Source organism: Streptacidiphilus sp. PAMC 29251 (assembly GCF_054208735.2).
Map to the genome: position 1 here is coordinate 8,945,998 of NZ_CM135725.2, position 22,587 is coordinate 8,968,584.

The window sequence follows — 22,587 nt, forward strand, 5'->3', positions numbered from 1 at the left end:
GCCTCACATCCCCGTAAAACTGAAGGACGACTGCAAGATCAACGTGTCCGTTGTCGGCACCACCACCGACGGCGAGACCGCCCAGTGGTCGAGCATCACCCCAGCCGACTGCGGGGAGCCCGCATTCGAGGAGCCGTTGGCGAAGACACCAGCCTCGGTGACCGTCCAGGTCGTCGCGGGCTGCGGGAAGTAGAACAACCAGGTCACGGACGCCGGGATCGAAGCGGTGGCCGGTCCGTTCGCGCCGGCGCCGACCGTCTGCCGGCCGAGCTCACTGAAGAGGGCCACGTCCGACGCGGCCACCGTCCCCGCCCCCGAGCCGACCGCGCCCCACAGCGGCGTCAGGTACACCGGCGACGTCAACCCCAGTGCGGTCGCCTGGTCCTGAACCCCTGACCAGACCAGCGCCGCGGCGATCGCCGACACCCCGGCGGTGCACATGATGTTGTCGCCCTCACGGCGATCCCGCACCGTACCGTCCGGGCGTACCACCGTCAGGGACAGACGCCCATGGATCCCCAGCGCCGCGGCGCCCGGCTGCAGCTTCAGGCCCATACGACACTTCCCCACGTTGCTGCATCCCAGGCCGGGTTCGCCTGGTGGGTGACGGTCGCGGAGTCCGCGATCGTGGCCTGCTCGTCCGTCTCGGCGAAGTCACCGAAGCCGTTGATCAAGTCCCCGGTCTGGTCCTGGTTCTGCAGGTTGAGGGCCCCCAGCACGTCGACGATCGTCGTCGGGCGCACTACACCGGGCATCGCCGCCCCCTCACAGTCGGATCGCGGTGACCGACGCTTGCCGGTAGCCGCCGTCAGTGATGAACGCGACGCTGTTCGCGATGATGATGAACGTGTCGTTGATGCCCGGGATGTAGCTGTTCTGCGAGTCCGGGACGAACCGGTTCACCACCCTGCACGTCTGGCCGGACCGCGCCCAGCCGAGCCACTCCGGGGTCGTAGTGAACGTGTGCCGCTCAGCCGCGAAGGCGTACTCGGTGCGCTCGCGCTGCGCCCGGGCCAGCGCCATCGGCACCGTCGTCAGCGACGAGTCGTTGATGTACTCCGAGTACACGCCGCCGTTCGGGCCCGTATATGCCGACTGCGACGGGTGATCGTTGGCGACCGCCACCACCGGAACCTGGTAGTCGTACCAGACCTTCAGGACAACACCCGAGCTCGGGGCAGTCGCCGAACCGAGGAACCAGCCCCCGAATGCGTTCTGCGTGATGAACCAGCTCGTCCCGGCCGGGATCGCGCTGCCCGCGTCGACGGTCGTTACCGACCTCAGCGCGCCGTTGACGTGCAGCATGGGGCTGCCCGTGACTGTGTACCGCAGCGCCCATGACGTCTGGGAGCCGTTGCCGACGAAGACGTCAGTCGGGGCTGTGATCAGTACCGGACCGTGGGGGATCGTCTGGTTCGCACCCTGGATCAGGATCCGGTTGCGGATGGTCGTCCCGTCCCACTCATACGTCGGAGTCGACGACAGATCAAAATGGGCCTCGGTCAGCGACCCCGCGCCCGCAGCGGTCGGGGTGGTAGTGAACGTGACGCCGCTGGGAAGCGCGGTGGTGGCGTCGTAGAAGTGCAGGTTCCGGAACTCGTCCACGTACCAGCCATAGGGCGTGACCTGCGACGCCAGCTGGGCAAGCTTGCGCCAGGCGTCGCTGAGCCGCGTGTAGTTGAACACCACGCTCGCCAACTGCGGTCCCGGCGCCACGAAGCCGCCGTTGCGGACCGTCGCCGCACTGATCCCGCAGTTGGCCTGGGCGGTCAGGGACACGATGATCTGGTCCACGGTCATGCCGTTGAAGATCCCGTGGACGACCTGGTTGTCGGCGTAGAACGTGTAGTCGGTGCACTGCAGGTCCCATTCGTTCAGGTTCGTTCCCTGGACGGACAGGACCGGATTCGTACACACCCCGGCGAAAAGGGTCTGGGATGCCCGGTTGTCGTAGAGCTTGACCTGGCTGAGCGTCGGCACGTAGAAGCTGCTCGTGCCGCCCGCGTACTCGTCGATCAGCGGCATCGTGGCAGTGTCGCCCTGCCGCCCGAAGTTCTGGCTGATCGTCAGCTGCTGCTGGGTGCCGGACCAGGCAAGGCGGCTGGTGTAGTCGGTTGGGCTGCCGCCGGGGGGTGTGACGGTCAAGGTCAGGCTGGGGGTTGCGACCACCCGGACACCCCCGTCGTATTACGGATGAAGCACGGTCGGGGTCAAAGGGGGATGGTGGTGGATTACGCTGCGCGATACTGCGCGGATGACGACATCACCGCAGGTTGTGCAGCCGCCCCGCATTCCCCTCGGGGTCGGGATCAAGTACCGGGACGGCGACCTGGTCACCGGATCGCTCTGGCAGAAGTGGCGCACGCCTATGGCGGGCGCCACCCTTCAGACGGTCGGCGTCCCAGGTCAGCGCATCACTGTCGTCATCTCCACGCCTGCGGGACAGACGCGCCGGGTGCCGGTACGAAAGGAACAATCCGCCCGTACCGCGGCCTGGGTCGTCGCGTTCAATGCCTGGCGCGAGGCCACGCAGAGCACCTGAGGAGAAGGGGTCAGCCCCGGATGTGAACTCCGGCCCTGGCCAGCTGCTGCGTGATCGACTTTCCGACCTGGTCCGCCAGTTGGTTCATGGCCTGCTGGTTGGACACGACGGCCCCGCGCAGGTCGATCGTGACTGCCAGGTTCGCACCCCCGCCACCGCCCGCGTAGGCCATGCTCGGCCCTGCACCGGCCAGGGACACACCGCCGGTCACGCTGGCATGAGCGGTCCCAGTGAGGGAGTTCGACAGGCTTGCCACAGCCCTCTGCGCCACCGAGGCGTACTGCACGACACCCGCTGCGATACCGTGCGGGATCCACTGGCCGACCTGCGAAGCGAACTCCTTGGACGGCGAGCCGATACCCAGGAAGCTCTTCGCCGCATTCAGGGCCCCGCTCGCCAGATTCTGCAGTGAGGAGAAGAGGCTCCCGCCCGCGCCCGTAACGCCCTGCACGATGCCGTCGACGATGGCCTTCCCGATGCTCAGGAACTTGGAGCCGATGTTCTTGACCGCGTTCCAGGCGGCGTCGAGCTTGGAGGTGATCGCCGACTTGACCTTGTCGAACGTGCTGGACACGGTGTGCCAGACGTCCTCGACCGGGTTGATGATCGCCGTCTTGATGCCGGACCAGACGACACTTGCTGTGGCCTTGATCCCTGACCATGTCGTGGCCAGGAAGTGCTCGACCGCATGGATCGGGCCCTGCATCTCGGTCCAAATCAACTGGATCGGGCCAAGGACGTACTTCGCGAACAGGTCCCACGCGACCTTTGCCGCCTTGGTGATGAAGTTCCAGACGCTGACGAAGAACCCCGAGATCGCATTCCACGTCGCCTTCGCCCCCGCGAAAGCAGCCTCGTGGAAGTGGTTCCATACGCCCAGGAGGATCGCGATCGGCAGCGCGAAGATGACCAGCAGAAGCGGCCACCACTTCTGGAAGAAGCCACTGATCGCGTTCCAGACCGTCATCGTCACCGAGGAGACTGCGTTCCACGCGGCCTCCAAGGAGTGCCATACGGTCATTGCGGCGCTGACCACCGCGTTCCAGGTGGTCTCCAGCGCGTGCCCCACCCAGACCGCTGCCGTGGCCAGGGCGTGCCATGCCACGGTCAGGGCGCTGACCACCGCCATCCCGGTGACGCGCAGAGCCGAGAAGACGGCGTTGACGATGTCCCGGAACGTCTTGAAGTGCGTGTAGGCGTAGATGAGTCCGGCCACCAGGGCCGCGATCGCGATCACGATCAGCCCGATCGGGTTGGCGTCCGCCTCGGCGTCGAACAGCGCCATCTGCGCGATGACGACCTTCTGGATCGTCGACCACGCTTCGGTCGCGATCCGCCAGGCCTTCATGGCTCCGGCGGCAAGCAGCGCGCCGCCGGCCACGGAGAGGATCAGGCCCGCCCATTTCTGATGCTGGGAGATCCACGTGGCCATGGGGCCGATCACGCCGGCGATGATCCCGGCGATCGACGACACCGCAGGCAGCAGCACGGTGCCGAGCGAGATCCCGGCGGCCTCCACGGACGCCTTCGCGACGGCCATCTTCTGGTTGAACGTGCCCTGGATCGCCGACCAGTTGTCGACTTCGGAGCCCGACTTGTGCGCGGCGGCGGCGATCGTCGCCACGTTGTCCTTGAACGTCTCCGCGTGCTGCCCGGACAGCATCAGGATGGTGTTCAGGCTGGTCGTGCCACCGGTCATCTTCGCCAGCGCAGCATTGAACGTCTGCGCCATCGGCGTGTTGGCCTGCAAGGCGGTCGCGAACGAGGAGGACTTCTTCGTCAGCTGCTCGAACTGCAGGTACATCTTCTGCTGCGCCGGCGGCAGCGCCTGGATCGCGGTGTTGAAGTCCTTCGTCGAGGTGGTGCCGGCCTGCCAGCCCGCGGCCATCTTCTTCATGGTCGGCGGCATCTGTCCGAGCACCGTGTTGGCCTGGGCCGCCGCGGCCTTCGACGCGTTCAGGGTGTTGACCATGACCGCGCCGCCCTTGGTGTGGGCGGCGATCGCCTTCACCAGGATGTCGAACGTGCCCGTCAGGCCGTTCTTGCCCAGGTTGCTCGACAGCTTCAGCGAATTGATGCCGACGGCCGTCATTTCCTTGTTCATGACTGCCGTCGGGTTCCCCAGCGACCCGATCGTGTGCGCCAGGTCCATGGTGGCCCGCTGCGCAGTGACGTTCTGCGCCGTCATCGTCGCGACCGCACCGGCGACCTGGGCGAATGACAGGTGGGCCGACGCGCCGATCGCCGCAACGTTGCCCAGCGAGGACCCGAAGGCCTCCATCTTCATGTCGCCCGCACCGACGGTAGCGATCATCGCGTTCATCATCTGAGTCGCGGTGCCACCGGAGGTCCCGAAAGCGTTCATGGTCCCGGTCAGGGCCTGGCCAATGGTGTCCAGATCGGCGCCGCCGACCTTGGCTCCCTCGGCGGCGACCTTGAGGACATCCAGGGCCTTCTGCCCGTGGAACCCCGCCGATTCGACGTGGTACATGCCCGCAGCCATCTGGTCCGTCGTAGTGCCGGTCGCCGTGGCCAGCGCCAACATCCCCGACCGGATCATGCCGATGTTCTGCTGCGACTCCCCGGCGTCGGTGACCAGGTGCTCCGTCATCGACTCAAAGTTGCCCGCAGACTTGACGGACTCGTATCCGATCGCGGCCACGGCCAGGGCGCCGTACTTCATGGCCTTGGACGCGATGTCAGCGCCCTTGGCGGCGAGTCGCTGCTGCTCAACCAGGCGGGCCTGGGAGGCTGCCGCGGCGTCCGCCGCGGCACGCCCCTCCGTAGTCGACAGGTACGCCGCCCGGCTCACATCGGCCTGGTGACTCCCAGCGGCAGCAGCTTCCTTCGCCGCCAGGGCAGAGCGCTTCTGGGCTGCCGTCAGCTCACCGAAGGCGGCCGTCAACCGCGTCGCTGCCGCTGCATCGCCGTTTTCGGCGGCAGCCAGCTGCGACTGCGCCTCCAGCAGCGCCCGCTCCGCATCAGCCTGCGCCTTGGCGGTCTCCGCCACGCGCGCCTGCGCCCCACTGACCCGGGCATCCGCCAACCGCAACGCATCCGCACCGGACGCGGTCTGCAGCAGAGACTCGTCGATCCGCGCCCCGGCCTCGGTCGCCGCAGTAGCGGCCCGCGTCGCAGTTTCGGAGAACTGGCCCAGACTGCCGTCGACGCGCTCCAGGACGCTGGACATCCTGTCCGTGGCCTCAAGGACCGCCAGGATCGTGAACGCTTCACCGAGTGCCACGAGGGCTCGCCCTCCTGTTCTGGGCTCGCTCTTCGCGACAGATCAACTCGATGTACAGCAGGTAGTCGTCGACCTCGCGCTGAGGCCGGTCGGTCAGGTCCTCACGCCTCAGCCCCAGCTGCTTCCACAGCTCCCGCTCCAGCAGGAACGTCGACATCGACGGGGGCCCCGGAGTCCCCATCCGGATCGCCGACGCCGCCTTCGCCATGAAACCGGGCCTGCTCGGCAGCCGGCCGCGGCTTGTTGGACTCCTCGACGGCCTCGTGGATCAGCGAGAACACCGAGTCCGGCAGGCCGCGCAGCGACTGCATGTTGATCGGCCACACGGTGCCGTTGGCGTCATCCAGGTTCCAGCCGATAATCGACGCCAGCACCGTCTCCGACCTGGACCTGAACACATCCGGGGCAGGGCGGGGCTTGCCGTCCACGACGGTCATCGCCTGCAGGGCCGTGGCCGACTTCTCCGTCGCACCGTGGGTGAGGTGCTGCTTGAGCTCGACCCAGTACTCCTTTTCGGGGTGCGGGATCGTGATGCGGTGGGTGCCGTCGTAGGCGGACATGAAGCCCATGGCTGTACTCCGAGGGTGAGGGTTGGGCATGCGAAAGCCCCGGGCCAGATGGCTCCGGGGCTGCGTGGTCGGGTGGTGATCTAGTAAGGGAGGTAGGCCGAGTTGATCACCGTGGCCTGGACGGTGTACTGGCTGGCCCCGCTGAGGGGGCGGCTGGCCTCAAAACTCAACGCCTGCATCACGACGCTGTCGGACTTGAGGTCGATGGGGTCCTTGACCAGGACGATCTGCGGCATCGTGATGGCGATCGAGCCCGCCGACGCGGGGTGCGCCAGGGTCACGGTCAGGACGCCGGTGGTCTGGTTGATCATGCGGTTGAAGTCGCCGTAGGTGGCGTCGTCGAGCGAGGACCAGACCATGTCGAGGGTGCCGGAAACGTGCAGCTGCGTCGGGGTGAGGAACGATGGTCCGTGCAGCCCGCTGTAGGTGTACGTGTCCTTGATCATGTTGTCGATCGACACATTCACGTTCGCGGCCTCGGACCGGTTCGTGCCGTAGAACGACACGCTCGCCTCGGCGAAAACGAACGGCGTCTCGTTCGCGATGCTGATCGCCGACGGGGTGTCCAGCACCGCCACGGACATCGCCATGATGTCCGCCGTCACCGCGCACGGCTCGTTGGACACCGGTGCCTTCAGGTCGAACTTGTTGACCTTGCACCCGGCCCACTGCTGCGACTGCCGGCCGCCGATGTTCCGCTCGATCGTCAGCGACGGCAGCGTGTTCTGCTGCTGAATCGTATGCGTGAACGGCGCGGTCACGATCTTGATGGGGGCGGATGCCAGGTGCCCGTAGGTCCAGGCCTGGTCGACCGTCAGTACCGAGCCCGCCACGCCGGTGACCTTGCGGACCTCCGCCGTGGTCGTCGGACCGCTGGCGTTGACGTCGAGCTGCACGATCGAACCGATCACGATCGAGCCGATAGCCGTTACCGTGCACACCGACGTGGCTGCGGTGACCGGGGCGCTGACGGTGGTCGCCGACGTCGAGCCCGTGCCGGTGATACCCGCGCCGGCGATGTTGTCCGCGCCGATCGACGCGACCATCATCGCCATGCCGTTCGACGGGAACAGCGGCCCGTCGATCGCACCCGCGTGCTTCTGCTCGCCCACCAGGTTGTACACGTTCCGGTCGCGCAGGCCCATCATCAGCGACGGGGAGAACCAGCCCGGGTCGGCCTCCATCGTGTTCCCGGTGTCCGGCAGGAACGTCGACGGGGTCAGTGGGGTGTTGGGCGTGGCCTCCTTTGCCATGCCGGTTGCGGAAAGAGCACCATCGGCCTCAGTGATCGTCGGAACCGGCACCGGGCACCTCCTCGGTCACGTCGGGGTCCGGCGTGCTGCCGGTGGAGTCGGGGTCGGCCGCGGGCGCCTTGGCTGCCTTGCGGCGCGGCGCGCTGGGCGCGGACATTTCCTCGATGTCCGCACGGGCCAGCAGCCCGGGCGCGGCATCGTCGGGGACTTCGAATTCGCCGCCGGGATCGACCTCGACCCCGACCGTCACGAACGTCGTCGGCAGCACGCCGGCATAGCGGAGCCTCACGGCACCTCCCAGGGGGTCAGGGCTGAAGTTGAGCGGTGATCGCGGACCGCATGGCCGCCTGGATCACGGCTTCGAGCGGGCGGATCGCACGCTCGGGGAAGGGGTCCGGGCGAGTCCCCGGGTGATGCACCACGCGTGCGAACATCGGACCGCCGGGCCCGTCCCAGCGCAGCGCCTGTGCGTTGCGCGGGCGGATATCGTGCGGCGCGGTACCCGACAGCACGAACCCCGCATAGGGCACGTTGGCGGTGAACGTCAGGACCACTGAGGCCGCGCCGGCCACCCGCTCCGACCGGATCGAGTCCTTCAGGCGCCCGGCGCCCGGGCCCTTCCCGACCGGGGCGGCCTGCCGAAGCCGGTCCTTGACCAGCGGCTCGACCTGCTCCGCCCACCGGGCCGCGGCCACCCGCCAGTTGAAGCGGGAAAGCGGCGAGCCCTGCGCACCGGTGACCTTCACAGTCAGAGTCACGCCTGGACCGCCTCATAGATCTCCAGGGACAGGCGGGCGTCGAAGTACAGCATTCGCTGACTCGACACCGCGTGAACCGGGGCGTACTCCAACCGGAACCGCTCACCGACCGAAAGGATCTGCGTCACACCCTCAGGCCCCGGCGTCTGCTCCGACGGGGCCCCCTGCGCGTCGATGTACAACGTCGTCGGCGTTGACCAGATCTGCGCCATCACCGCGTCGACGAACGCGGGGAACTCCGAGTCGAGCGTCGGGCTGTTGGGGTTGGCCAGGTACGACAGCCACACGTCGACATCCCACTGCAGGTGCTTGAACCCCGCAGTGCTCGGATCGCTACCAGGCTTGGCCCGCGGCCCGGCCTGCCGCTCCGCGCGCATCGAACCGCCCCACACGAACGCCACCGGACCGTCAAGGTTCTGCGACACCGGCGGAGTGATCTTCGCGACCAGGGGTTTTGTCTGCCCCGGGACTGGCAACCCGTCGAACACCGAGGCGATATAGCGCTGGACGCTGAGAAGCGGCACTGCGGCCTCCCCTCGGCGGTGTCTGCTACCAGGGCTTGGGGGCGTTCACCGTGCGGGTCTTCGTTCCACCGCGCCGGCCGATGTGCCTGTTCGCGACCGCCGCGCGCTTCTTGGCCGCAGCGATGCGCTTCGCCGTACCGGTTGTCGTGGTCTTCTTCGCCGCCATGGGTCACATCCGTCGCATAAAGGGCTCCAGGAGCCACTCGTATCCGGTCTGGACATCGGCGACACCGTGGCCGCCCTCGGTCAGGGTTCCGGCGATGTTCTGCACAGAGATGCTGGTGATGCCCGACTCCAATGCCTGCGCAGACGCAGCCAGAGCCGCAGCCCAGATCACGTTCGCAGGCAGCGCCGATACGCACACCCCGGCCTCGTGCGGATTCGCCAGCGCCGAGGACAACGTGATCGTCCCCGGTCCGGACTGTGCGGTACCGACGCCGTTCGGGAGGTTCATCGGCGACGTCGCCGCCACCGACAACACGCTGACGGTCTCGGTCTCGGAGCCGTCGTAGGCGAAGCCGCTGGCACCGGTCCAGCCCGTCACGTCATCGACATGCAGAACCGTGTCGCCGGCGGCAGCAGCCGCGGTTAGGGACGTGTGCGGCCAGCCGTTCGTGTAGCTGACCAGAAGCCGGGTGGAGTTCCGACCGAAGGCCAGCGGCGGGATGTAGCCCGGCGCGACCGTGATCGATGCCCCACCATCCGGGCCGGTCGCCGACGCCGCATCCGAGTAGAGGTTGATCAGCGGATGCTCGACCTCGTACTGGCCCGCGGGGACCGTCGACCATGACCGTGGCCACGACCGGTTCCGCGACGTCTGGATCGCCAGCACCTCAGTCACGGGCCAGCGGGACATGATCAGCAGGCCGTTGTCCGTGCCTGGCTGATGACCCACCCGCCGCGCACCCGGACCAGTCAACTGCTCATTGTCGACCGTGGCCCGCAACACCTGGTTGCAGTACGTGTCCACGATGCTCGTCGCCCGCCAGCAGATGTTCGTCAGCTCCGCCAACTGCGCGGCACTGTCCGAGCCCGGCTGCGGAATGATCTGCCAGGACACGCCCGTAGGTGAGTTGGAGACCATGTCAGGGGTGATGTAGGGAGTCCCGGTCGGCACTGAGGGTCACCCCTTCCGGTGCGGCGATGGATGGGCCTCTATGCGTCGGCTGCCGGCTTGGCGGCCGTGCGCTTGTAGGCGCGCTTCGCTGCCGGCTTGGCAGTGGTCTCGGCGTCGGACTCCGCATTGGGCTCAGAGTCGCCTTCCGGCTGTTCCTCGTCGTCGTCCGCGGTCTCCGGCGTTGCGGCAGACTCCGAAGCAGGCTGCGGCTCGGTCGGCTTGACCAGGGCCGCACCCAGGAGCTGCTGAATCTGCAGCATCGCTTCGAGCAGTGTCGCCGGGTCCTTTGCCCGCTCCGTTGCCTCGGCGATCAGTCGGGTCTGGCGCTCTACGTCGGTCTCCCAGTCAGGCTTGCCCTGGTGGGCGAACCCGTAGAGCTCATCGGAGAGCTCGTCGGGGAAGTTGAAGGCGTCGCCGTCGGCTTCGAAGTGGCCATGGACGGGGTGGTCGAGCGCGGTTGCGCCCGTGCGCGTGTACAGGCGCATGCTGGCTCTCCAATCTGAGGGTGGACATGCAGAAGGCCGAGAACAGGGGGCTCTCGGCCTACGGGGTGAAGATGTTGGTCAGCGGCGGACCTTGCGCTCCGCGAGGTTCTGCGAGCGAGTCAGTGCTTGCAGGTGGGTCGGGTTTACGCAGCGCCTGACGTGGCAGGCGTGGTGCACATCGTGGGCCTCCGGCACGGGGCCGAATGCGAGCTCGAACGAGTGGCGGTGCGCCTGGACCTGCACGCCATGCCGCAGGCTGAACTGGCCGTACCCGGTCCCCGGATTGACCGCCGCAGTCCACAGCCAGCAGGATCCGGTCTTCTCGACCTTCTCCCAGAATCGCTGCCCCGGCGTGCGCTGCCGTGGACGCTCCACGTTCGGGTCCCTCAGCCACTTGCGATAGTGCGGGCGGCAGATCGTCCGCTTGTACACCGGCTGCTCGCAGGCGATCTCCGTACAGACCGTCGGCCTTTCGGCCTTGGGCTTCGCAGGGATGATCTCCGGAGTGTAGCCCCAGAAGGCACCATGGTCGCCGCGCCGAAGGTTCTCTCGCTGCGTCACGGGTTCAAGATGTTCCGGGCGAACGCATGAGCGGCGACGGCAGAGATGGTCAAGAACCAGCCCGTCCGGGATCGGGCCCAACTGGTACTCATAGGCGTTCCGATGCGCAAGTTGCGTTCGTCCCTTACCCCCGAAGACGCCATATCCGGTCTTGGTGTTCATGCAGCCGGTCCAAGCCCAGCATGGGCCCAACTCCGGCTTCCCCTCTGGGGTTGGTCCGCTGGTATTTACCTGCGCCCAGAACAGACGCTCGCGGGGGCCGGTCGTCTCGCCGTGCTTCATGGCGCGTCGGACGTGCATTTCGCACATGCTTCGCCGTTTCGGCGGACGGCTGCAGGCGTCAATTGAGCACGTCACGTCCTGCTTCACATAGCGCCGCGACTCGTGGACGGGGTCGCCGTAGAGCCGCCAGCGGCGGTAGTGCATTGAGCACCAGCCACGTCCGAACGCGTGCTTGCCGCAATCGGGGATGGAGCAGTCCACATCGGAGTTGACGGTCACAGGGGCTCCTTGGTCGGAGTGGGGCTGCCTGCTCCCCACTCCAACCAAGGTACCAATTCCGGCGGTCCGCGTCAGGCGAATCGGCGGTTTACTGCAGGTCAGCTCACGCAGGAGAGCGAAGCCATGGCCACCGGAGCCTTGTTAATGAACGCACCCATACTTTTGATCTCGAATTCCCGTCGAGGCCCTCCGCCGGCGGTGTTGGCGACGCGGCTGATCCCGTAGTCGAACTGGACCATGTCGCGCAGCGCCCGGTACTCCAGCACGCTGGAGATGTTGGCCTGCGGGAACGGCACCCGGTCGGTCCGGGCGATGATCGTGCCCGGCGGCAGGGAGACGTGGACCTCGATCGGGACGGTCACACCACCCGCAGGGGCGTTGACGATCGACCCGACACGACCACCGGCGGTGGTCGAGATACGGCCCGAAGCGTCGGTCTGCAGAAACGTGGTCGCGGCACTGGAGCCGAGGACGAGGTTCGCGATCTCCTGCGCCTGCACCGCGTTGACCATGATCGCGGTCGGGGAGCACTTGACCTGCTGCCACAGGGGCAGGAACAGCAGGTTCTCGATCTCGGCGATGCTGCCGCCCGACAGGGTCAGGGCCGCGCCGTTCAGCGAGTTGCTGATGGAGGGGTTCGCGGTACCGGAGCCGGGGGTACCCCACTGGCCGACACCGTTGTAGTCCCCGGCCAGGGAGGCGAGGAGCCCGTCGTAGTCAGCGGCGTTCGCGGAGCCGTTGTCGCCGGACGCCAGGTAGGTGGGGACGGTGTTCGCCGTACCCTGCCAGACGGTGGTGAGGTCCGGGAGCCCGGTGCCGGACGGCAGGGCGTTGTTGGAACTGATGACGCGGGTCATGGTGACCGCGTTGACCGTGGTGGTCGTGTAGTAGTACCAGGTGGTGCCGTTCGCGGACTGGAACCAGTCGTAGCAGACGGCGCCGCGCACGGCCGGGACGGTCGCGGACACCGAGTTGGTGGAGCCGCCGCCCGACGCACCGCTGTTGCTGTTGCCGCGGCTGTTGCCGGACCCGTAGTAGTAGCCGCTGCCGGTCCTGGCCGCGACCCCGACGTACACGGTGGTGGTCGCCGGGATGGTGCCGCCGGTGGTGGACTGCACCAGCGTCGGGGCTGAGGGCTGCGCGAGCGCGAAGGACTGCGCGCCGATGAGCTTGCGGTCATCGCCGATCAGGACCTGGTTGAGGACGTTGAACGTCGCCGTGGCATACGGGTCGTCGTAGCCGGTCGCCAGGTCGTAGGCGTCCTGGGTGGCCATGCCGGCCAGCCCGGTGCCCTTGTAAGCGGCCTGGAAGTCCTGCTCGTTGAACACGACCTCGGACGCCGCGTAGTCGAACGGGATCGAGGGGTCGGGCTGGGCGTTCGTCGCGTTCAGGATGGAACGCCACACGGCGTACTTGTTACCGTCCGGGCTCTTGGTGCGGGTCACGATGTCGCGCATGGGGGTCACGACGGGAACGAGTGTGACCAGCGGCGACAGGTCGTAGCTGACGATGCCGGTGCCAGTGGTGATGCCGGTCGTCTGGGCCTTGGTGATGGCCTGCATGGCTCCGAGGGTTTCCTCGGAAATCTCCTGCATGGTGCTCAAAGGGTGCCTCCTGGGCATGGCAAAGCCCCCGGGCGCTTGGCGCTTCTCGGGGCTGGTCTGGGGTGCTGGTAGGGCGCTTAGCCCCGCTGGATCTCCTGGAGCCGGGCGATGGCCTCGGACGGAACGTGTCAAGTCAAATGAGACGTTCGTACGGTTATGCGCTCTGTTGTGCTGATTCGGGTTCTCTGCGTTTGGCGGGGTCGTTGATCCACGCCTGATCGGGGATCTTGGGCGGGCGGGGGCGGCGGGCGAAGCGTTCGGGGTGGCGGGCGTATGCCTCGTTGAGCGTGACGGCGCGCTGGTCCTGGACTTGGCCGGCGGTGCCGAAGTGCACGGACGCAGGCGTGTGCAGCCCGATGCCCGAATGGCGATGCTCATGGTTGTAATAGGCAATGAATGAGTCGAACCACTCGCGTGCGTGGTTCAGGGAGTCGAACCGCGCCGGGTAGTCGGCCATGTACTTCGTGGTTTTGAACTGGCTTTCGCTGTACGGGTTGTCATTCGAGACCTTGGGGCGCGAGTGCGAGCGCGTCACGCCCAGATCGATGAGCAACTGCGAGACTTTCTTGCTGGTCATCGAGGTGCCGCGGTCCGCGTGCAGGTGCTCGGGGGCGATGCCGTTGCGTTCGACGGTCTCGCTGATCAACTCCTCGGCGCGCTCGGCCGATTCGGCCATCTCCACGGTGTAGCCGACGACGTAGCGGCTGAAGATGTCGATGATGACGTAGGCGTGGTACCAGATGCCCTTGTCTGGTCCGGCCAGTTTGGTGATGTCCCAACTGAAGACCTGCGAGGGGGCGGTGGCCACGAGTTCGGGGATGGACTTGGCGGCGTGGGTGGCCTGGCGGCGGCGCTCGCCGGTCTGGCCCTGGGCCTCCAGGATCCGGTACATCGTGCGCACTGAGCAGTAGTAGCGGCCCTCGTCCAGTTCGCGCGCCCAGATCTGGGCAGGTGCCAGTTCGGCATAGGCCGGGCTGTTCATCAGTGCCAGGATCCGCGCGCGCTCCGCCGGAGCCAGAGCTGAGGGCGGCGAGGGGCGCGGAGCGCGCTCGCGCGGCGGGGGCGGGTTGAGCCGACGGTAGTGCGTGGCCCGTGAGCGACCGGTCAGCCGGCAGGCCGCAGTGGTGTTCAACTCCCGCTCCAGCGACTGGAAGAGCTCGTCGGCGACCTGCTCGGCCTCGGCTTTCAGCCCGCACTCTTGGAGAGCAGTTCCAAGAGTGCGGAAGCTTTTCCCAGCAGCTCCAGGGCGGCGTCCTTCTGCGCCAGCTCCCGTTCCACGACGGCCAGCCTCTTGCGCAGCCGCTCGGCCTCGGCTGCTTCGGCGGGCCTCTTGGGGCGTGCGGGCGAGGTCCGCCGGTCGGCGAGCGTGGCCATCGCTCCGGCGTCTCGCGCGGCCCGCCACTCGATGATGTGCGAGTGGTACAACCGCTCGCGGCGCAGGACCGCGCCCTTCTCCCCGCTGGGGGCGGCATCGTACTCAGCGACGATCCGCAGCTTGTATTCCGCCGTGAACGTGCGCCGCTTCGGCCGCGGGGCCGGGTCGGGCTCGGGGGCTGTGCGTGAGGTGGTGGTATTGGAAGCCATGCCGGGAATCTCCTGTCTCGCCCATCCAGACTAACCCGGACGAACCGGACGTCTCAGTCGAGACTGTCAGAGAGGGGGACTGCATGTCGGCCGCGATGCGGTTCTGCTCACCGGCGTCGGTGGTCTGGTACAGGCTCTGGCGGCGCTGCATGGCCTTGGTGACGTCGGCGGACAGGCCGCCCCGGTCCATGCCGCGCAGGTCACGCGGGACGGCTCCGTTGGTGAAGACCTTCGGTGCGGCAGGCTGCTCTTCCAGCGCCTTGACCATCCCCGTCAGCTCCTCGTACCTCTCCGCCAGCTGAGCGAGGTCGGCCGCCTGCTTGGCGATGACCTGCTCCTGTGTGGCGCTGTAGGTGGCGAGTGCCGTGGTGGCTGCGTCGGTGGCGATGCTCTTGAGCACGTCGTCCGTGTTGGTCTGCTTGGTTACCGTGTCGTCGTCGGGGACGGCGTCGGCGGGGGTGCCGACCTCGGCTGCGGGTGCGGGGGTGAGGTCGGAAGCGTCGGGGGCGGGAGCCGCAACGGGCTCGTCCGCAGGAGCCTCATCGTCGGCCGACGCGCCGGAGACCATAGTGATCTTCTCCGGGTCGACGATGCCGACGAGCTTGCCGTTGGCATTGAAGACCGCGACCATCTCCGGCTTGTCGCCGTCCGCCTTCGCCATCTCGGTGACGGGCTGCCCGGCGACGGGCTTCGGGTCGGGCGGCTGAGTACCCATGGCCGGCTCCTGCCCGGAGGCCGCGGTCGCTTCCTCGGACGGCGTGGGGGTCGGCATGTCGGGCTCCTCGTTGGCGGTCTTGGCGACCGGCAGGCCGCTGTCATCGGTGGTGGGCGCGGCAGGCAGGCTGGCCAGGACCTTCTGAAGGGAGTCGACCGCGCCGCGGATCGCGGCCTCGTTGCCCGCAGACAGGACGCGCCCGGCCTTGCGGACCTGGCCGAGGGACTCGACGGTGTCCAGGTGTGCAGGGTCGAACCCGGCGAGGGCCTTGCCGACGGACTCCAGCAGTTCGCCGCAGTCGGCCTCGGACTGCTCGTCGACCGCGAACGGAGCGAGGATCGAAATGGCGTAGTCGATGGCGCAGCAGGCGTCCTGGAGGTCGAAGGCGTTGCCCATGTCGTCCTCGTCGCCGGCGGCGGCTTCGAGCATTTCGCGGTCGGCGAGCATGTCGACGGCGACCTTGGCGCGGGCCAGGATGCTGGTCCACTTGCGGGCGGTGGCGGCGTCGACGGCTTCCCAGGCGGGGGAGCCGGGGTCCATGGGGCTGCCGGGGGCGTCCATGTCGGGCTCGGCCATGGGCATGGTGACGTCCATGCCGTCTGGGCTGTCGTCGAGGTCCATGTCCTTGGCGACCGGCTCGGTGGGTGCGGTGGCGGCCGGGCGGCCTGCCTGGTGGATCATCTTGGCGATCGCGGCGGGGCTGCCCGTCATCGTCACCACCTCCTGGTTCGGTTCGGGTTCGGATTTGGCGAGCAGGTTGCGAATGGTGTCCGGGGCGAGGAGGCCGGTGCTGTCCTGCTTCATGAGCAGGAAACCCGGGACGCCGTTCGCGGCTTTGCCGACGAGGTCGACGCGGGGGATGTTGGCTTCGGTGGCTTCGGTCCACTCGTCCTCGTCGAGGAGGTCGGTCATGGGTCACTCCTTCGATGAGGTCGGCGCCGGGCGACGCCCTGGGGTGAGAAGCCGGTGACCTGCCCGGATTTGACGAGCCGCCAGGCGGTCTCGTCGCAGATCCCGCCGATGAGCCAGTCCCCGGCCTTGATGACCACGTCGTTGCCTTGGTCCCAGTCGGGGCCTCGGTAGATGTACGACTCGGTCACGGTCATGTGGCCGAGGGTCCCCTCGGCGTGAAACAGGCCCACCTCGGCACCGCCGGGCAGGAAGCTCCAGCAGGCCTTCTCCAGCTCCTCGGCGGTGAAGAAGTCCCGTGCGCCGTCCGCGCCCTTCGCAATTCGCGGGTCTTGGCCGGCTTGATAGGCCAGGCCGAGAACGAACCTCTGGTCTTTAGCCACGGCGACCTCCTCAGGCGGGCACGACGGCGCAACGGCACCTTGGGTGGGCGGGAACGGATCGATCGCCGCTAGGGAAGGTCGTACCGAGAGCCACGGGGCCAGCCCCGGCGTTGGCGAGGCAGCGCGGGCATACGTTGCCGGACGGGTCGATGAGCCACTGGACCCGGCTGACGCCGAGCTGCTGGTAGCCGAACAGGGCGGCCAGCCCAGAGGAGCGGGTGATCTCGGTGAGGGCGATTGTGACTGCGGTGTCCAGCCGTCCGAGCGTGCTGGTGATCGCCTTGCCGAGAGCTGCGATCGTGGCCCCGATGAGCAGACCGTTGACGAGCTCCCGGGCGATGTCCCGGCGGCGCGTGTCCGCGATCTGCTGCGCAGTCCTGGTTGCCCCATTGAGCAGTTCGTCTAGGTCGGACCCGCCACCGGCTTCGTCCACCTGCCTGCGCGCACTCTCGGTGTCGCCGGCGGTCCAGCCGCCCAGCTGCGGGCGCGTCTGGTCGACGGTGGCGTGGGCGGCGGTGAGGCCGATCAGATAGCCGTCGGTGTAGATCGCGGGCAGGAGTACGGCGACGGGCGTCTCGAAGTCAAGGCTGCGAATGGCAAGCCAAGCGACCGCGGCTTCGGTCAACTGGGCCTTATCCGGCTTCTCGTCGTCGCCAGGCGGCTGGTGGGCGGCGAGGTAGTCTCCTGCCAGCGCCTGTGCCGCTGTTCCTCCGAGAACGCCGGTCATGGCGTCTCGAAGTTGAGCGGCCCAATGGTCGGCCGTGCGCTCGTCGAGGCTCCAGCCGGGCCAATCTGTGGACGCCTCCATGTCGGAGGCGTCACCTTTTGGGACAGTGGCCGTCTTCTCCACCTCGGCTACGCCGTCGATCGCAGCCAGGACCGCGTCGAGGTTGTCGAGCAGCTCCTGGCGGACCGATGGGTTGCCGGGCAGCTGGGCCGGATCCCACCAGGCGATGGCCTCGACGGCATCGCCATCGGGGTCGTCCGGATTGGAGAGCCAGTCGCGCTCAAAGATGTTGAGGTCGGCCTCGTGGGCAACGGTGTAGACAAAGCCTTGGTAGATGCCGTTCGGCGAAGTCCACGCCCCCGTGAAGTCGCCATCAGGAAATGGCAACCCGGTTTCCTCTTGCCATTCGCGAACCGCCGCCTGCCTAGGCGTCTCGTTCCCTTCGAGATGTCCCCCCGGAAACTCAAAGGTGCCCGCCGCAGGATCGGACATGTGGCCTCCCCGGGCGGTATTATTGACTCATGCTCAGTTTTGATTCACTGCCACCGCGCATGAGGAAGAAAATCCGGATCATCGACAGTGGATGCTGGGAGTGGACCGGCGCAGTCAGCACGAGCGGCTACGGGCGGACCTACTGGGACACAAAGGCACGCGAGGCGCATCGGGTGATATACGGCCTGCTAGTCGGGCCGATTCCCGAAGGTATGGTCCTGGACCACATCTGCCACACAGAGAAATGCTTGATGACCGGACGGGACTGCTCTCACCGACGCTGCCAGAATCCCGACCACCTACGCCCGGTGACCCGAGGCGCGAACGCAATGCGTTCCGCAAGCCCGCCGGCCATGAATGCAGCCAAGACGGCATGCGATCAGGGTCACGAATACACCGATACGAGTTCCAAGATCGACGGCGGGACTCGGCGTTGCCTCATATGTCGACGCGAAGCGGACAAGAGGCGCCGCCCACGTGGCCTTCCTCGGACGGGGAGCACTCGGACGCGCGAGTTCCGGCCCATGCCGAACTTCCCAACCCATCGGTCCTAGTCAGGCGGTACATCCAGATCAAGCGCCCGCTGGAGCATCAGGACCCGCCCCGTATCAGCCGCTCGAATAACGAGGCCCGAGACTGCGACTTCACCGGTGGCCTTGCGGACGTCCGCCTGCCCGGCCTGGTTGAGTTGGTGGCCAGTGCGGGCGTCGACGCTACGGAACTCGAAGTCCCGCCACTCGCGGGCGCGGCGCCGGGCCTTGCGGAACGCGCGGAAGGAGGCGAGCTCGCGCTTGGCCAATTCGGCGTCGACCACCTCCTCGTCCTCGTCGTCCTTGCGGCCGATGAGGTCGTAGCCCGTGATGCCCGTGGCCGAGGTGATGCCGACGGTCGGCGCACCCTCCTTGGCCACCGGCGACCCCATGACGGGCTGCGGCGGAGGAGCGGCAGGCATCGCCGCAGTGCCGAATTCCTGCTCGGCCAACGGAATGTTCTTGATCGGAGGGGAGGGCTCGACGCCCTCCGCGCCGCCGAATACGGTGCGCGGCAGTTCAGTGCCGGGCATGGGAGCGCCGGTGCTCTGGTCGATGTCTCCTGCCAGTGCATACAGCGACGCGAGCGGGATCGGACCGGATCGCTCCGTGAAGATGAACCGGGGCACGGGGATGCCGTCCGGTTCGGGCTTGCCGTAGCGCATCTCGCGGATGTCGGACGAGCTGATCGCACCGAGGTCCACGTAGATCTTGTCCGCCTGGGCCTGCTGGTAGCGGTCGGTCTGCTCTTCGCCCAGGTCGAAGGCGAAGGCCAGCGGCAGGCCGAGGTCGTCCTGGAGGAAAGCCGACAGGATCGTCTGGACGTGACGCAGCAGCGGCAGGTCACCGACGCGGTGCTGCACGTCCGCCTGGGACTCGCCTGACGACCTGTTGACGGATTCGGTGAACCCCAGGTCGGACGGCACGACGTGGTAGGCGGCGCACGTCTTGCGCATCAGGAACAGCGAGAACGTGTCGGAGAAGTCCTTCTCGTTGGACCACTCCAGCTTGGAGCCGCCGGGCATCCACTTGATCTGGTTCTTCGCGGCCTGGTCGCCGAGCACGAACGCGTCCCAGTACTCCTGGAACTGCTCGATCTGGTCCGGCGTCCACGTCTCGGGCGCGGAGGCGAAGCCGGCCGGGATGTTGCCCTCGGTGAAGCGCTGCAGGAAGTACTGCTGGAACCTCAAGTCCGTGTTGGCGTTGAGGAGGATCGTCTCCAGCGGCGCCTGCCCGTAGGGGCTTTCGGAGAGCTTGCGGAACGGCAGGTAGACCAGGTCATTGCGGGTGAACCAGCTCCACGGCAGGCCGTTCGCGAACTGGACGTATGCCTCGGCCGGCGGTTCCGGGGAGTTGCCCCAGTAGTCCAGCAGCGGGGCGATCGTCGTCCCGTCGACCACGCGCAGCCCAACAGTGCGGCGGCCGCGGTTGGCCATGCGCGACAGGGCGCCGGCGTCGTAGGCGAGGATGTCGTACAGCCACGCAGCGATCCATACCGAGAACGGCATCTGCCGGTCCGGCTTCTCCAGCGCGGCCATTCCGAGCGGGATCGCGTCGGTGACGTCGCCGCCGAAGCCCTTCTTGGCGACCAGGGACCACTCCAGGGAGCGGATCGAGTCGATGCGGTGCCAGATGCACATCTGGGCCACGTCATAGGACCTGATCAGGCCCTTCAGGGTGTCGAACGCGACGCGCTCATGGGCTCGGGGGCGGGTGGTGATGTTGTAGCCGGAGACGAAGTTCTGGCTGCGCGGGGTGCGCGAGTATCCGTCGTAGGGCTGAAGCGGTGCGCTGGGGCTGAACGGGGACGCGGCCGTCATCTGGGAGGCGATCTCGCCCGCAGCCATCGCCGCTGGAATGTTCTTGCCGTACTTCTTGGCGATGCGGCGGGGGTCAGCCATGGAGCGGGCCCCCTCTATCGGTCGGCGTTCTGTTGTCGGTGGGCTGCGTTGCGGGCTCGCTGGCGAGCGACCGCTGGATCTTCGGGGTCTTCGGCATTGACCGTCGGGTTGACGGGCACTGGTTCCGGGGGTTGGGCTTCGGCCTTGGCCTGGGCGATCGCCGTAGCCTTGCGGCGGGCGTACTCAATCCACGCCTGGGCGCCCGTGCCGTCGAGCAGCATCTGAGCGAGGGCCTGGCTGGCAGCGTCAACCTGGTCGTCGTGAGCCGCGTTGGGGAACCCGGCGGCCTCGTCGATGAGTTCTTCCGGGTCGAACAGTGCGATCGCCGCCTCGGGCAGGAATACGTTTCCGGCCTCGATGACGGGGGCTACGGCGTTGGCGCGGGCGTACTTGGACTCGGTGGGGTTGATCGCGACGATGCCCGGGATGTGGGTCCGCAGGGTGTCGATGATCGCGGTTCCGTTGGCCTTGTCCTCGACGTACTTGGCGGTTGCGCCGGGCCAGCGGGCGACCATGGCCTTGAAGGCGGTCACGGTGTCCGTGAAGCTGAGGCGCTTGTGGACCTGATCGAGCAGGTACACGGACGCGCCGCGCCTGGCCCAGACTTGACCGACGACGTAGTCGCTGGATTTGGTGTCTTTGAACGCCATGTCCCAAGACATGATCAGTTCGTCGCAGTCCTCGACCTGATAGGCACCGGGGACTGTGGGGTGCTGCGACCACAGCGGTTCCCGGTAGCGGCGCCACCAGGGGCGCTGCCACACGTTGCCTGCGTCGGGGGAGGGCCGCCCCTGGTAGAGGGCGTTGAACACCCTGGTGCCTACCTGAATGCGGATCGCTTCCCATTCGGCTGGGGTCCGCCCTCGGGCCGAGGTGAGCCATTCCCCGGGCTCGCGACCCAGCGGGTCCGACTCGCCCTTGGTGGGATCATGGTCGGCCAGGGCCGGGATGTTGACGACCCGCCAGCGGGAGCCATCTTCGGCGGCAATGAGCCGGCCTGCGAGGTCGTCTTCGTGCCAGCGGGTCAAGATGACGATTACGGGCGCGCCGGGCGCCAGGCGAGTGGAGCCGACCGACTGCCACCAGCCCCATACCCGGTCGCGGTAGTAGGCGGACGCGGCCTGGTCCTTGTCGGCGAAGGGATCGTCCACGACAAGGCAGTCAAGGGGGCGACCGGTGAGGCCGGATCCGATGCCTACGCAGACGATGCCGCCGCGGCGCCCGTTGAGCTGCCAGCGTTTCGCGGAGCCGTAGTCCCGGGCGATTTCCAGGCCGACGTCGAAGGTTCCTTCGTCGCCGTTGTTGGAAGTGATCCAGTTGCGGACGTCGCGGCCGAAGGTCTCAGCGAGGGACTGCGAGTAGGACGCGATGCCCATGCGCCGCTCGGGGTCCTGCGTGAGGGCCCACAGCGCGCCGGTCTTCGTGACGCGCTGACTCTTGCCCTCCTGGGGAGGCATACACACGATCAACCGGGCGTCGGGTGTGGAGTAGGCCCACATGATCTCGCGGTCGATCAGGTCGAGTGCGGGGGTCTGCACGGTCGTGGCGTCGACCAGCGCGGCGAGATCTCCGGGAGTTTCCCACTTCGGGCCGCGGGCCCGCTTTGCCGCGCGGCGGCGCTCGACCTCAGCCTGGAGGCTCCTCAGCTTCGTCATCATCTGGAGCTTCGTCACCAAGAGCGGCGAGCTGCTCCTGGGCATCAACGATGGCTCGGTTGAGGGCTTCAACGGTGAATGCCCCCTCGATCTTCACGGCTTGGTCGAGGCCGCGGAGCTTCGAGACCTGGGCGTTGATTTTCAGAAGGCGGTCGGCGGCGGCCAGATTCGGGCTCTTGTCCAGGAGGGGTTCGCCGGTCACCGGATCGGCTGCGATGCGCCCGCTGGCGGAGACGTGGAAATGCTCGCCGCGGAAGATCTCGTGGATTTCTTCGGCGAGGTACTCCAGCTCGATGAGCTGTTCCTCGCGGTAGACCTCAAGTTCGGCGTCCTGGCCGGCGACGGCCGCCTGCAGGGTGCGGGTGAAGTCCTTCGTGGCTGCCTGCACCGAGGGGTAGCCGAGTTCGGCGTAGAACGTGGAGTAGGGGATCTTCTTGCGGCGGTAGGCGACGAGCTTGGCGCGCCGGTCGGCGATCACGACCTGCTCGCCCTTGTTGGGACGTCCGGCCATCAGGCACCTCCGTCCGGCTGTG

The 22,587-nt window shown here is 67.5% G+C and carries 24 protein-coding genes; 2 read left to right on the plus strand and 22 right to left on the minus strand.

From position 1 onward, the window contains the following. Positions 1-3: 3 nt before the first annotated feature. The 3 genes from ACXKR8_RS42445 to ACXKR8_RS42455 are packed head-to-tail and all read right to left on the minus strand — an operon-like array spanning position 4 to position 2,145. Positions 4-555, minus strand: coding sequence for a hypothetical protein (locus ACXKR8_RS42445; protein WP_458269846.1), 552 nt, complete (start codon positions 553-555; stop codon positions 4-6). Beyond that, positions 546-755: a hypothetical protein gene (locus ACXKR8_RS42450; RefSeq protein WP_458269847.1), complete on the minus strand. Its 210-nt coding sequence runs from the start codon at positions 753-755 to the stop codon at positions 546-548. The genes ACXKR8_RS42445 and ACXKR8_RS42450 overlap by 10 nt, the downstream gene beginning before the upstream one ends. 10 nt (positions 756-765) lie before the next feature. After that, positions 766-2,145, minus strand: coding sequence for a hypothetical protein (locus ACXKR8_RS42455; protein ID WP_458269848.1), 1,380 nt, complete (start codon positions 2,143-2,145; stop codon positions 766-768). 109 nt (positions 2,146-2,254) lie between these two features. On the opposite strand from ACXKR8_RS42455, the gene ACXKR8_RS42460 reads away from it, so the two are divergent. Further along, on the plus strand, positions 2,255-2,542 hold the full coding sequence (locus ACXKR8_RS42460; protein WP_458269849.1) for a hypothetical protein: 288 nt from the start codon (positions 2,255-2,257) through the stop codon (positions 2,540-2,542). Between the two features lie 10 nt (positions 2,543-2,552). Here ACXKR8_RS42460 and ACXKR8_RS42465 read toward each other — a convergent pair whose 3' ends face one another. The 16 genes from ACXKR8_RS42465 to ACXKR8_RS42540 all read right to left on the minus strand — a co-directional run bounded on the left by ACXKR8_RS42465 (position 2,553) and on the right by ACXKR8_RS42540 (position 17,968). Continuing rightward, a complete protein-coding gene (locus ACXKR8_RS42465; RefSeq protein ID WP_458269850.1) occupies positions 2,553-5,786 on the minus strand; it encodes a phage tail tape measure protein in 3,234 nt (1,077 codons plus the stop codon). Positions 5,787-5,887: 101 nt separating this feature from the next. Further along, positions 5,888-6,346: a hypothetical protein gene (locus tag ACXKR8_RS42470; RefSeq protein ID WP_458269851.1), complete on the minus strand. Its 459-nt coding sequence runs from the start codon at positions 6,344-6,346 to the stop codon at positions 5,888-5,890. Between the two features lie 89 nt (positions 6,347-6,435). Further along, on the minus strand, positions 6,436-7,659 hold the full coding sequence (locus ACXKR8_RS42475; RefSeq protein ID WP_458269852.1) for a phage tail tube protein: 1,224 nt from the start codon (positions 7,657-7,659) through the stop codon (positions 6,436-6,438). Next, the gene (locus tag ACXKR8_RS42480; RefSeq protein WP_458269853.1) at positions 7,637-7,897 is read right to left on the minus strand and encodes a hypothetical protein; all 261 of its coding nucleotides are present in this window, start codon (positions 7,895-7,897) and stop codon (positions 7,637-7,639) included. The genes ACXKR8_RS42475 and ACXKR8_RS42480 overlap by 23 nt, the downstream gene beginning before the upstream one ends. A gap of 16 nt (positions 7,898-7,913) precedes the next feature. After that, positions 7,914-8,354: an HK97-gp10 family putative phage morphogenesis protein gene (locus tag ACXKR8_RS42485; protein WP_462100067.1), complete on the minus strand. Its 441-nt coding sequence runs from the start codon at positions 8,352-8,354 to the stop codon at positions 7,914-7,916. An 8-nt stretch (positions 8,355-8,362) separates the two neighbouring features. Next, positions 8,363-8,890, minus strand: a complete 528-nt coding sequence (locus ACXKR8_RS42490; RefSeq protein ID WP_458269855.1) for a hypothetical protein — start codon at positions 8,888-8,890, stop codon at positions 8,363-8,365. 25 nt (positions 8,891-8,915) lie between these two features. Further along, a complete protein-coding gene (locus ACXKR8_RS42495) occupies positions 8,916-9,056 on the minus strand; it encodes a hypothetical protein (RefSeq protein WP_458269856.1) in 141 nt (46 codons plus the stop codon). A gap of 3 nt (positions 9,057-9,059) precedes the next feature. Next, positions 9,060-9,950, minus strand: a complete 891-nt coding sequence (locus ACXKR8_RS42500) for a hypothetical protein (RefSeq protein ID WP_458269857.1) — start codon at positions 9,948-9,950, stop codon at positions 9,060-9,062. Positions 9,951-10,045: 95 nt separating this feature from the next. Continuing rightward, positions 10,046-10,492, minus strand: a complete 447-nt coding sequence (locus ACXKR8_RS42505; protein ID WP_458269858.1) for a hypothetical protein — start codon at positions 10,490-10,492, stop codon at positions 10,046-10,048. A gap of 78 nt (positions 10,493-10,570) precedes the next feature. Further along, on the minus strand, positions 10,571-11,554 hold the full coding sequence (locus ACXKR8_RS42510; RefSeq protein ID WP_458269859.1) for an HNH endonuclease signature motif containing protein: 984 nt from the start codon (positions 11,552-11,554) through the stop codon (positions 10,571-10,573). 98 nt (positions 11,555-11,652) lie between these two features. Next, complete coding sequence (locus ACXKR8_RS42515) at positions 11,653-13,158, minus strand: hypothetical protein (protein ID WP_458269860.1); 1,506 nt, start codon at positions 13,156-13,158, stop codon at positions 11,653-11,655. A gap of 154 nt (positions 13,159-13,312) precedes the next feature. Further along, a complete protein-coding gene (locus tag ACXKR8_RS42520; RefSeq protein WP_458274906.1) occupies positions 13,313-14,347 on the minus strand; it encodes an IS3 family transposase in 1,035 nt (344 codons plus the stop codon). Further along, on the minus strand, positions 14,344-14,742 hold the full coding sequence (locus ACXKR8_RS42525) for a transposase (protein ID WP_458266979.1): 399 nt from the start codon (positions 14,740-14,742) through the stop codon (positions 14,344-14,346). The genes ACXKR8_RS42520 and ACXKR8_RS42525 overlap by 4 nt, the downstream gene beginning before the upstream one ends. Next, positions 14,636-16,369: a hypothetical protein gene (locus ACXKR8_RS42530; RefSeq protein WP_458269861.1), complete on the minus strand. Its 1,734-nt coding sequence runs from the start codon at positions 16,367-16,369 to the stop codon at positions 14,636-14,638. The genes ACXKR8_RS42525 and ACXKR8_RS42530 overlap by 107 nt, the downstream gene beginning before the upstream one ends. Continuing rightward, on the minus strand, positions 16,366-16,749 hold the full coding sequence (locus ACXKR8_RS42535) for an XkdF-like putative serine protease domain-containing protein (RefSeq protein WP_458269862.1): 384 nt from the start codon (positions 16,747-16,749) through the stop codon (positions 16,366-16,368). Before ACXKR8_RS42535 ends, ACXKR8_RS42530 begins: the two co-directional genes overlap by 4 nt. A 10-nt stretch (positions 16,750-16,759) precedes the next feature. After that, entirely contained in the window at positions 16,760-17,968 is a 1,209-nt protein-coding gene (locus ACXKR8_RS42540) for an NUDIX hydrolase (RefSeq protein WP_458269863.1), read from the minus strand. A gap of 59 nt (positions 17,969-18,027) precedes the next feature. Here ACXKR8_RS42540 and ACXKR8_RS42545 point away from each other — a divergent pair, with 59 nt between their 5' ends. Next, positions 18,028-18,522 carry an HNH endonuclease signature motif containing protein gene (locus ACXKR8_RS42545; RefSeq protein ID WP_458275228.1) on the plus strand — a complete coding sequence of 165 codons (495 nt, stop codon included), beginning with the start codon at positions 18,028-18,030 and terminating at the stop codon, positions 18,520-18,522. Here the strand turns inward: ACXKR8_RS42545 and ACXKR8_RS42550 are convergent. The 3 genes from ACXKR8_RS42550 to ACXKR8_RS42560 are packed head-to-tail and all read right to left on the minus strand — an operon-like array spanning position 18,519 to position 22,565. Then, a complete protein-coding gene (locus ACXKR8_RS42550) occupies positions 18,519-20,399 on the minus strand; it encodes a phage portal protein (RefSeq protein ID WP_458269864.1) in 1,881 nt (626 codons plus the stop codon). The genes ACXKR8_RS42545 and ACXKR8_RS42550 overlap by 4 nt on opposite strands. A 14-nt stretch (positions 20,400-20,413) precedes the next feature. After that, complete coding sequence (terL, locus tag ACXKR8_RS42555) at positions 20,414-22,057, minus strand: phage terminase large subunit (RefSeq protein ID WP_458269865.1); 1,644 nt, start codon at positions 22,055-22,057, stop codon at positions 20,414-20,416. Continuing rightward, positions 22,026-22,565: a hypothetical protein gene (locus ACXKR8_RS42560; RefSeq protein WP_458269866.1), complete on the minus strand. Its 540-nt coding sequence runs from the start codon at positions 22,563-22,565 to the stop codon at positions 22,026-22,028. Before ACXKR8_RS42560 ends, terL begins: the two co-directional genes overlap by 32 nt. Positions 22,566-22,587 lie beyond the last annotated feature (22 nt).

Excerpts from the sequence above, each read along its gene's own strand:
- ACXKR8_RS42445 (WP_458269846.1), bottom strand. The coding sequence starts at position 555 with ATGGGCCTGAAGCTGCAGCCGGGCGCCGCGGCGCTGGGGATCCATGGG.
- ACXKR8_RS42450 (WP_458269847.1), bottom strand. The coding sequence starts at position 755 with ATGCCCGGTGTAGTGCGCCCGACGACGATCGTCGACGTGCTGGGGGCC.
- ACXKR8_RS42460 (WP_458269849.1), top strand. The coding sequence starts at position 2,255 with ATGACGACATCACCGCAGGTTGTGCAGCCGCCCCGCATTCCCCTCGGG.
- ACXKR8_RS42470 (WP_458269851.1), bottom strand. The coding sequence starts at position 6,346 with ATGTCCGCCTACGACGGCACCCACCGCATCACGATCCCGCACCCCGAA.
- ACXKR8_RS42495 (WP_458269856.1), bottom strand. The coding sequence starts at position 9,056 with ATGGCGGCGAAGAAGACCACGACAACCGGTACGGCGAAGCGCATCGCT.
- ACXKR8_RS42505 (WP_458269858.1), bottom strand. The coding sequence starts at position 10,492 with ATGCGCCTGTACACGCGCACGGGCGCAACCGCGCTCGACCACCCCGTC.
- ACXKR8_RS42525 (WP_458266979.1), bottom strand. The coding sequence starts at position 14,742 with ATGGCTTCCAATACCACCACCTCACGCACAGCCCCCGAGCCCGACCCG.
- ACXKR8_RS42530 (WP_458269861.1), bottom strand. The coding sequence starts at position 16,369 with ATGACCGACCTCCTCGACGAGGACGAGTGGACCGAAGCCACCGAAGCC.
- ACXKR8_RS42540 (WP_458269863.1), bottom strand. The coding sequence starts at position 17,968 with ATGTCCGATCCTGCGGCGGGCACCTTTGAGTTTCCGGGGGGACATCTC.
- ACXKR8_RS42545 (WP_458275228.1), top strand. The coding sequence starts at position 18,028 with ATGAGGAAGAAAATCCGGATCATCGACAGTGGATGCTGGGAGTGGACC.
- ACXKR8_RS42550 (WP_458269864.1), bottom strand. The coding sequence starts at position 20,399 with ATGGCTGACCCCCGCCGCATCGCCAAGAAGTACGGCAAGAACATTCCA.
- terL (WP_458269865.1), bottom strand. The coding sequence starts at position 22,057 with ATGATGACGAAGCTGAGGAGCCTCCAGGCTGAGGTCGAGCGCCGCCGC.
- ACXKR8_RS42560 (WP_458269866.1), bottom strand. The coding sequence starts at position 22,565 with ATGGCCGGACGTCCCAACAAGGGCGAGCAGGTCGTGATCGCCGACCGG.